General features: G+C 73.2%; 8 protein-coding genes and 1 pseudogene. 5 read left to right on the top strand and 4 right to left on the bottom strand.

The window, feature by feature from the left end; translation table 11 throughout:
* Positions 1-1,287 (top strand): annotated as a pseudogene (locus tag RIN80_RS06600) (hypothetical protein); the annotation flags it as partial.
* 139 nt (positions 1,288-1,426) lie between these two features.
* Here RIN80_RS06600 and RIN80_RS06595 read toward each other — a convergent pair.
* Positions 1,427-2,278, bottom strand: coding sequence for a transglutaminase-like domain-containing protein (locus tag RIN80_RS06595; RefSeq protein WP_309094546.1), 852 nt, complete (start codon positions 2,276-2,278; stop codon positions 1,427-1,429).
* Between the two features lie 17 nt (positions 2,279-2,295).
* Positions 2,296-3,318, bottom strand: coding sequence for a GNAT family N-acetyltransferase (locus tag RIN80_RS06590; protein WP_309094545.1), 1,023 nt, complete (start codon positions 3,316-3,318; stop codon positions 2,296-2,298).
* Positions 3,319-3,458: 140 nt separating this feature from the next.
* Between RIN80_RS06590 and fdxA the strand changes: the two genes are divergently transcribed.
* Both fdxA and RIN80_RS06580 read left to right on the top strand, forming a co-directional pair.
* Complete coding sequence (gene fdxA / locus RIN80_RS06585) at positions 3,459-3,779, top strand: ferredoxin (protein WP_003973842.1); 321 nt, start codon at positions 3,459-3,461, stop codon at positions 3,777-3,779.
* A 121-nt stretch (positions 3,780-3,900) separates the two neighbouring features.
* Entirely contained in the window at positions 3,901-4,992 is a 1,092-nt protein-coding gene (locus RIN80_RS06580) for a bifunctional succinyldiaminopimelate transaminase/glutamate-prephenate aminotransferase (protein WP_309094544.1), read from the top strand.
* Between the two features lie 73 nt (positions 4,993-5,065).
* Here RIN80_RS06580 and RIN80_RS06575 read toward each other — a convergent pair whose 3' ends face one another.
* Positions 5,066-5,512 (bottom strand): ATP-binding protein, encoded by a 447-nt coding sequence (locus RIN80_RS06575; protein WP_309094543.1) that lies wholly within the window; start codon positions 5,510-5,512, stop codon positions 5,066-5,068.
* 345 nt (positions 5,513-5,857) lie between these two features.
* Positions 5,858-6,778, bottom strand: a complete 921-nt coding sequence (locus RIN80_RS06570; protein WP_309094542.1) for a heavy metal transporter — start codon at positions 6,776-6,778, stop codon at positions 5,858-5,860.
* Between the two features lie 145 nt (positions 6,779-6,923).
* On the opposite strand from RIN80_RS06570, the gene dapE reads away from it, so the two are divergent.
* Both dapE and RIN80_RS06560 read left to right on the top strand, forming a co-directional pair.
* Positions 6,924-8,003: a succinyl-diaminopimelate desuccinylase gene (gene dapE, locus RIN80_RS06565; protein WP_309094541.1), complete on the top strand. Its 1,080-nt coding sequence runs from the start codon at positions 6,924-6,926 to the stop codon at positions 8,001-8,003.
* Positions 8,004-8,123: 120 nt separating this feature from the next.
* Positions 8,124-8,882 (top strand): TIGR00730 family Rossman fold protein, encoded by a 759-nt coding sequence (locus RIN80_RS06560; protein ID WP_309094540.1) that lies wholly within the window; start codon positions 8,124-8,126, stop codon positions 8,880-8,882.
* Positions 8,883-8,936 lie beyond the last annotated feature (54 nt).

The raw sequence follows: 8,936 nt of genomic DNA, 5'->3' as shown, positions 1-8,936 counted from the left end.
GGCCCTGTCGGCCCCGCCGGTCCCGGAGCACCCGCAACCCCCGGCGGCAGCGCCGCTCAGGGCGGCCCGGGTGCCGCGGGCCCGGGGGGCGGCATGAGTGACGACACCGCCGTCCTCACCCCGCAGAAGCCGGCCCCCGAGCCCCCGGACGGCCAGGGCTACGCCCCCCGGCACGACAACGTCTCCGGCCACACCGTCACCAGCGGCATGCCCGTCGTGCAGCCCGGCGCGGCCTCGCCGTTCGGCCCCGGTGCGCCCGGCGACGGCCCCGGGCCGCACACGCCCCCGAAGCTGCCCGAGCCGGTCTCGCCACCCCCGGCGAGCTCCGCCAAGGCGCCCAGGAAGAAGGGCCGCAACAAGCTCGTGCTGCTCGCCGCGGCCGTGGTCGTCGCCGTCGGCGGCCTCTACGGCGCCGGCCTGCTGATGAACCGCACCGACGTGCCCAAGGGCACCACCGTGCTCGGCGTCGACATCGGCGGCACCACCCGCGACGGCGCGGTCAGGAAGCTCGACGAGGCCTTCGACGACCGCGTCGGCAAGGAACTGAAGCTGTCGGTGGGCGGCAAGACCGTCACCCTGGACCCGGACAACGCGGGCCTGCAGTTCGACATGGACGCCACGGCCGACGCGGCGGCCAAGAGCGACTACAACCCGGTCTCCGTGATCGGCTCGCTGTTCGGCAACCACCGGGTCGTCGCCCCGGACATGCCCGTCGACGAGGAGAAGCTGCACGCCGCCCTTCAGAGCGCGGCCGGCAGGTCCGGCTCGGTCACCGAGGGCACGATCAAGTTCGAGAACGGCAAGGCCGTCCCCGTCTACGGCAAGGCGGGCCGGGGCATCGACCTCGCCAAGTCCACGGCGGCGGTGGAGCAGGCATACCGCACCCAGGTGGAGACCGGATCGGCCGGCACGGTCGACGTCCCGACCACCACTCGGCAGCCGACCATCTCCAACGCCGAGGTCGACCGGGTGCTGAAGGACTTCGCGCAGCCCGCGATGTCGGCCAAGGCCATCGTGCAGACCGACGCGGCGCACAGCATCCCGTTCGGCTCGCTGTCGCTGCCGAAGATCCTCGGGTTCAAGGCCGTCGACGGCAAGCTCGTCGAGACGTACGACCTGAAGGCGCTCAAGGAGGCGTACGGCACGACCTTCGACGGTGTGCAGATCGAGACCGCCACCGGGAAGCGGGACGTCCTGCCGCAGGACGTCGTCTCCGCGCTGCGCAAGGCGTTGCGCGGCAAGACGCCGGCGGAGCGCACCGCGGTCATCGACACCACCCCGAACTGATCGCCGCACGCACGACGGAGCCCCGGCCGCGACCGGGCAGGGGCTCCGTGCTGCGGCTTGCTCATGCCACGACATCCCGGTGGTCCGGGTCCGGCCGGTCGCAGGCGCCCCACACCTCGCGACAAGACGGCGACAGGCGTCAGTTCAGCATCGCCCGAGCCGCCGAAGCCTCCCCCCGCACCCGCTCCGCAGCCGCCTCGTCCACCGCCGCGACAACCTCCGCGTAGGCCTCCAACTCCGCTGCCCCGCCCAGGAAATCCCCCCGCCGTACCAGCAACTGCGCCCGCTCGTACCGCAGCCGCGCCGGATGCGACGGCAGCAGCAGCGACAACTCCACCGCCCACAACGCCACGTCCGACCGCTCGGGCCGGGCCGCCGCCCATGCCCGCACGTTGTTCAGGATCCGCATCACCACGTCCAGCGGATCGGCCGGCCGCAGCATCGACGCGTCCAGCCGCGCCCCCGTCACCCCGGCCACCAGCATCTCCGCGTCCGTCCCGCTCAGCACCCGCCCCCCGTCGAACGGATCGGCCAGCACCTGCCCCTCCTCGGGCCCGAACCCGACGACGAAGTGCCCCGGCAGAGCCACCCCGTACACCGGCGCCCCGGCCCGCCGCGCCACCTCCATCCACACCACGGACAGCAGGATCGGCAGCCCTCTGCGCCGCTGGAGCACCTCGTGCAGCAGCGAGGACTGAAGGCGCTGGTAGTCCGCCGGAGTGCCGTGGAACCCCAGCCGCTCACCGAGCAGCTCCCGCAGCGCCACCGCCCAGGCCCGCGGCCCTCCGGGGCGGAACGGCAGCAGCCCGGCCAGCCGGTCCAGCTCCACCTGCGCGGCGTCCAGGCCCGCCTCGTCCAGCTCCCGGTCCGCCTCCGCCCCCACCAGCAGGCACAGCGTCGACAGATCGGGCCGTTCGGACCGGGCCTCTTCGGCGAACCGCCGCCGCAGCTCGGCGGAGCGCTCCGGGGACGGGGGATACGGGGGACGCATGGCCGGCTCGTGCCCTCTCACGACGATCGGCCACCGGCCGGTGCGCCGCCGGTGTCCGGCGCCCGGTAGTGGTGGTAGGCGTGGTGCGGGGCGAACCCCATCCCGGCGTACAGCGCCCGCGCTGCCGCGTTGTCGGCCTCGACCTGGAGCCAGGCGGCCGAGGCGCCCTCGTCGAGCGCCTGCCGGGCCAGCGCGGCCATGACGGCCGTGCCGAGCCCTTGCCGCCGCAGCGCCGGGTCGACCTCGACGGCGGCGAACCCGGCCCACCGCCCGTCGACCACGCACCGCCCGATGGCGGCCGGCTCCGCGGGCCCCGGCACGGTCGCGAACCACACCGAAGGGCCGCTCCCCAGCACCCGCAGCGCCACCTCGCTCACCCCCTTGCGTCGGTACCGGGCCAGCCACGCCTCGTCGGCCTCCCGGGACAGCGCCACGCCCGCCGGGTCGCCCGAGTCGGCGACCGGCGCCAGCGGCCCCACCCACAGCTCGGCGGTCACCTCCCGCACCCAGCCCCGCTCCTCCAGCTCGGCGCAGAGCAGCTCCTGGGTGCCCTCGGCGCCGGTGGCGGTCTGGACGTAGGCGGGCAGCCCGCGCTCGCCGTACCAGCGCCGTACGGCGTCGAGCGCCTCGTCGAGCGGCAGGCCCGGCCGGCCCAGCGGCAGCACCGAGTTGGCCCGTCGCGTGAACCCGGAGGCGGCCCGCAGCTCCCACTCGCCGAGCCGCTCGCTCTCCACGGGCCGCCAGGCCCGAGCGGCGACCCGGGCCAGTTCCTCGTAGGAGGCGGCCGGACCGCGGCGACGCGCCGGGGCGGCGGGCACGATCTTGCCCGCGACCAGGGCGGATTCCGCGATACGGACGCCCTCGCCGCTCTTCCGTGTGATCAGCAGCACACCGTTGTCCCATGATGTGAGAACACCGACCGTATCGGTGAACTTCTCACCCGGAGTGTCATGTTCGGTCAGGCTCCGGACGGAGACCCGTTTGCCCACGTCAGCGGCGGTGATACGGACCTCGAGTCGCCCGGCGGCAGAGATTTCCACAGGTCAGTTCACCCCTCCTGTTCGGATCATGCCCAGGAACGGAGATACTAGGGGCGGGCATCGACGACGCCGCGCTCCCGCGCGCCAGGCGGCGGAGCCTGAGGAGGCCCGCCAGCGCCCTATCGAGGAGGAACGACAGCGTGACCTACGTCATCGCGCAGCCTTGTGTCGACGTCAAGGACAAGGCGTGCATCGAGGAGTGCCCGGTCGACTGCATCTACGAGGGCCAGCGGTCCTTGTACATCCACCCGGACGAATGCGTCGACTGCGGGGCCTGTGAGCCGGTCTGCCCGGTCGAGGCCATCTTCTACGAGGACGACACTCCCGAGGAGTGGAAGGACTACTACAAGGCGAACGTCGAGTTCTTCGACGAGCTCGGTTCGCCCGGCGGCGCCAGCAAGCTGGGGCTGATCGAGCGCGACCACCCCTTCGTCGCCGCGCTGCCGCCGCAGAACCAGTAAGAGCGGCCCGCACCAGCGCCGCCTCGGTCCCGTACGGCCCGATCAGCCCGCTGATCGCCGTAGGGGGCCGAGGCGTTTGCCGTAGTCCGGCTCGTACCGGCCAGAAAGTGAGCCAGCACCCGTGTCCGCAGTCTCCGACCGCCTCCCCACCTTCCCCTGGGACAAGCTGACGCCGTACAAGGCCACGGCCGCCGCCCACCCGGACGGCATCGTGGACCTGTCCGTCGGCACCCCGGTCGACCCGGTCCCCGAGCTGATCCAGAAAGCGCTCGTCGCGGCAGCGGACTCGCCGGGCTATCCGACCGTCTGGGGCACGCCCGAACTGCGCGACGCGATCACCGGCTGGGTCGAGCGGCGCCTCGGCGCCCGGGACGTCACCCCTCACCACGTCCTGCCGATCGTCGGCTCCAAGGAACTCGTCGCCTGGCTCCCGACCCAGCTGGGCCTCGGCCCCGGCGACCGGGTGGCCTTCCCGCGCCTGGCCTACCCGACGTACGAGGTCGGCGCCCGGCTGGCCCGCGCCGCGTACGAGGCCTACGACGACCCGACCGAGCTCGACCCCGAGGGGCTGAGGCTCCTCTGGCTCAACTCGCCGTCGAACCCCACGGGCAAGGTCCTGTCCAAGGAGGAGCTGACCCGGATCGTCGCCTGGGCCCGTGCGCACGGCGTCCTGGTCTTCTCCGACGAGTGCTACCTGGAGCTGGGCTGGGAGGCCGACCCGGTCTCCGTGCTGCACCCGGACGTCAACGGCGGCTCCTACGACGGCATCGTCTCCGTCCACAGCCTGTCCAAGCGCTCGAACCTCGCCGGCTACCGCGCCGCCTTCCTGGCCGGTGACCCGGCGGTGCTCGGACCGCTGCTGGAGATCCGCAAGCACGGCGGCATGATGACGTCCGCGCCGACCCAGGCCGCGGTCGTGGCGGCCCTCGGCGACGACGAGCACGTCCGCGTCCAGCGCGAGCGCTACGCCGCCCGCCGCACCCTGCTGCGCGAGGCCCTGCTGGCCCACGGCTTCCGCATCGAGCACAGCGAGGCGAGCCTGTACCTGTGGGCGACGCGCGGCGAGTCCTGCTGGGACACGGTGGCCCACCTCGCCGAGCGGGGCATCCTCGTCGCTCCGGGCGACTTCTACGGCCCGGCGGGCGCGCGGTTCGTCCGCGTGGCCCTGACGGCGACGGACGAGCGGGTGGCGGCGGCCGTACGGCGCCTGTGACCGCTGCCCCGGTGCGTGCCGAAGGGGTCCAGGGAAGCTCCCCGGACCCCTTCGGCGTTCGCGGCGCGCGGCGTCAGCCGACCGGCAGGCCCTTCACCGGAAGCGAGTCCGCGGACGGCACGCCGCCCCTGGTGAGGGAGTCCGTCGGCAGACCGCCCTTGGCCGAACCGGCGGCGTCACCGACCAGCTCGCCGGCGGAGCCCGCCGCGTCACCGGCCACCTTCTGCGCCACCGGCGTGGCCTTCTTGACCGCCTTGCCGCCGGTCCTGCCCGCGGCCGGCACCGCCTTCTTCACGGTCTTGCCGCCGGTCTCACCCGCGGTCTCGGTGACGTTCTGCGCCGCGCCGTCGACGGTGTTGCCGACGTTCGCCCCGTCCAGGGCGGTCAGCCCACCGAGGTTCGGGGTGGCCGGCAGCTCGGGCGCCGCGCTGGCGGAGCCGGCCGCACCGACCCCGGCAGCCGCTCCCGCAGCGACGATCAGCGCGGCACGGGCGATCCGGCGGGTCAGGGGGAGGGACATGGTGCTCCTTCGACGGAGAGGACAGTGAGGTTCGTGAAGTGTCCGACCGGGTCCGGGAGTTGATCAACTGGCTGTTGATCGCCCCGGCTCGGACGCAGTGACTACCGCTCGAAGCCCGCGAAGGTTGCGGCACCGCAACGTAAAGAGTTGGCAATGTGTCGCATTATCGGCTGCGGATAAAAACGGGCAAAGGGACCTTCGCGGGAAAGCCCGCGGAATCCTTCCCGCCCTTTGTTCCCAAGGGATTCCCCGACTGCGGGGGTGAGGGTGCGAAAGCCTGCGCACACCATCGCCGCGCGGCGCGCGGCCAACCCGTCGGGGTGAGGTCCCGTACCCCTGCGCGATCTAACGCATCGTGACGATCCGGACCGCGTCCGCGGTCCGCTCCGCCCCCGCCGTGCCCTTCGCCGCGGCCGGCCGCCACTGGCTGGCGGTGTTCCCGGCGACCCACTCCCGGCCCGCGTACGTCACCCGCGCGATGTGCAGCTCGGAGGCGTTGGCCACGGCCCAGTGCGCCAGCTGCCAGCCGCGCTGCTGCACGTTCCGCCCGCCCGCGGCGCTCGTGTCGGCGGCCACCGGCAGCGTCACCGTCCGCCCACCGGACCCGCCCGGGGCGCTCGGCGAGGGCGTGGGCGAGGCCGCCGAGGAGCCGTCCACCTGCGCGCCGGCCGGCTCCAGCACATCGCGCCCGAAGTCGCGCACCAGCGCGGCACGCACCCCGCCCGGGCCCGACGCCCGGGTCGCGGCCGGCCGGCCCTCGCAGGTCAGCGTGGCCGCCGACTGCCCGGTCAGGGCCGCGGCCAGCAGCGCGGCGTCCGGCTCGTGCTTGGCGTACGCCTGCGGGAAGCCGCTGCGCTGCACACGCTGCGCGGCGTCGGTGAGCGGCAGCCGCGTGTACCCGGGCACCTTGACCAGGTGGTCGTAGAACTCGCCCGCCGAGTACGTCGGGTCCATGATCTCCTTCGGCGTGCCCCAGCCCTGCGAGGGCCGCTGCTGGAACAGGCCGAGCGAGTCCCGGTCGCCGTGGCTGATGTTGCGCAGCGCGGACTCCTGCAGCGCGGTCGCCAGGGCGATGGTCACGGCCCGCTCGGGCAGGCCGCGCGCGGTCCCCACGGCGGTGATCGTCGCCGCGTTGACGGCCTGCTCGGGCGTGAACTCGTACGACGCCCCGTCGCCCTTGCCGGAGACGACCTTGCAGCCCGGCCCGCCGGTGCCCCCGGTGACGTACTGCACGACGAGGTAACCGGCGACCGCGAGCAGGGCCACGAAGGCGGCTCCGCATCGGAAGAGGCGGCCACGACGCTTGGGAGTAGACGGCTCTGGCACGCCGTACAAGGTACTGGAGAGTACGGAGTGGCATGAGCCGGGTGTGGACGGTGAGGCGGCGGCCTGGCGCGTTAGGGTCGACGGCATGGCCGACACCTCGCTTGACCTCACGCTGGACGCCGCGGAGCTCACCGCCCGGCTCGTCGACTTCCGCTCCGAGAGCGGCACCGAGAGGCCGCTGGCGGACGCGATCGAGACCGCGCTGCGCGCGCTGCCCCACCTGACGGTCGACCGGTACGGCAACAACGTCGTCGCCCGCACGAACCTGGGCCGCGCCGAGCGGGTCGTCCTGGCCGGCCACATCGACACGGTCCCGATCGCGGACAACGTCCCCTCCCGGCTCGACGAGGACGGCGTCCTGTGGGGCTGCGGCACCTGCGACATGAAGTCGGGTGTCGCGGTGCAGCTGCGCATCGCGGCCACGGTCCCGGCGCCCAACCGCGACCTGACCTTCGTCTTCTACGACAACGAGGAGGTCGAAGCGGAGCGCAACGGCCTCAGGCACGTCGCCGAGGCGCACCCCGAGTGGCTGGCGGGCGACTTCGCGGTCCTGCTGGAGCCGTCCGACGGCCAGGTCGAGGGCGGCTGCCAGGGCACGCTGCGGGTGCTGCTGAAGACCACGGGTGAGCGGGCCCACTCGGCGCGCGGCTGGATGGGCTCCAACGCCATCCACGCCGCCGCCCCGATCCTCGCCCGCCTCGCCTCCTACGAGCCCCGGTGGCCCGTCATCGACGGTCTGGAGTACCGCGAGGGGCTGAACGCGGTCGGCGTCGGCGGGGGAGTGGCCGGCAACGTGATCCCCGACGAGTGCGTCGTCACCGTCAACTTCCGCTACGCCCCCGACCGCACGCCCGAGGAGGCCGTCGCGCACGTCCGGGAGGTCTTCGCGGACTGCGCGCTCAGCGGGTTCGAGGTCGTCGACCACAGCCCGGCCGCGATGCCCGGACTGTCCCACCCGGCGGCCAAGGCGTTCATCGAGGCGGTCGGCGGCACCCCGATGCCGAAGTACGGCTGGACCGACGTCTCCCGTTTCTCGGCCCTGGGCGTCCCGGCGGTGAACTACGGCCCCGGCAACCCCCACCTGGCGCACAAGCGGGACGAGCGCGTGGAGGTCGCGAAGATCCTCGCGGGCGAGGAGCGCCTGCGGAACTGGCTGACCGCCTGACCCCACCGGAAAGCTCCCCGTGTTTACGGCGCTCCATCGCGGACATGCTCAGGTCCCTCGTTCGTAACCCGCGTAGATCTACGCTGAGGTGGAAAGACAGGCACGACGGAGGGAGCGCACATGGCGACCGGCAACCCCGAGGGGAAGAAGCAGCCGCCGGAGGAGAAGCGCCTGGGCCCGGTCCTCCAGCGGCGGGACCAGGTGCAGGCCAGCACGACCGACCAGCGGCTGCTGGACGAGCGGGCCCCCTCCGACTGGGTGCACACCGATCCCTGGCGCGTGCTGCGCATCCAGTCGGAGTTCATCGAGGGCTTCGGCACGCTCGCCGAACTCCCGCCCGCGATCAGCGTCTTCGGCTCGGCCCGGACGCCGGCGGACTCGCCCGAGTACGAGGCGGGCGTCCGGCTCGGCCGTGGTCTGGTCGAGGCGGGCTTCGCGGTCATCACGGGCGGCGGCCCCGGCGCGATGGAGGCGGCCAACAAGGGCGCCCTGGAGGCCAAGGGCATCTCGGTCGGCCTCGGTATCGAGCTGCCGTTCGAACAGGGCCTGAACCCGTACGTCGACATCGGCCTGAACTTCCGCTACTTCTTCGTGCGGAAGATGATGTTCGTCAAGTACGCGCAGGGCTTCGTCGTCCTGCCCGGCGGCCTGGGCACCCTCGACGAGCTCTTCGAGGCCCTCACCCTCGTCCAGACCCAGAAGGTCACCCGCTTCCCGATCGTGCTCTTCGGCACCGAGTACTGGGGCGGCCTGGTGCACTGGCTGCGGGACACGGTGATCGCGCAGGGGAAGGCGGCGGAGAAGGACCTGCTGCTGTTCCACGTGACGGACGACGTGGACGAGGCGGTGGCGCTGGTGTCGAAGGAGGCGGGCCGGTAGCGGCGGCGGGCCGGGGACGCAGGGGGGCGACGGCCCCCCGGTGCTCCGGCTAGG

This window comes from Streptomyces sp., from assembly GCF_031181705.1.
GTDB lineage: Bacteria > Actinomycetota > Actinomycetes > Streptomycetales > Streptomycetaceae > Streptomyces.
This window is presented reverse-complemented; position numbering and strand designations above follow the sequence as displayed.

Excerpts from the sequence above, each read along its gene's own strand:
- RIN80_RS06595 (WP_309094546.1), bottom strand. The coding sequence starts at position 2,278 with ATGCGTCCCCCGTATCCCCCGTCCCCGGAGCGCTCCGCCGAGCTGCGG.
- RIN80_RS06560 (WP_309094540.1), top strand. The coding sequence starts at position 8,124 with ATGGCGACCGGCAACCCCGAGGGGAAGAAGCAGCCGCCGGAGGAGAAG.
- RIN80_RS06575 (WP_309094543.1), bottom strand. The coding sequence starts at position 5,512 with ATGTCCCTCCCCCTGACCCGCCGGATCGCCCGTGCCGCGCTGATCGTC.
- dapE (WP_309094541.1), top strand. The coding sequence starts at position 6,924 with ATGGCCGACACCTCGCTTGACCTCACGCTGGACGCCGCGGAGCTCACC.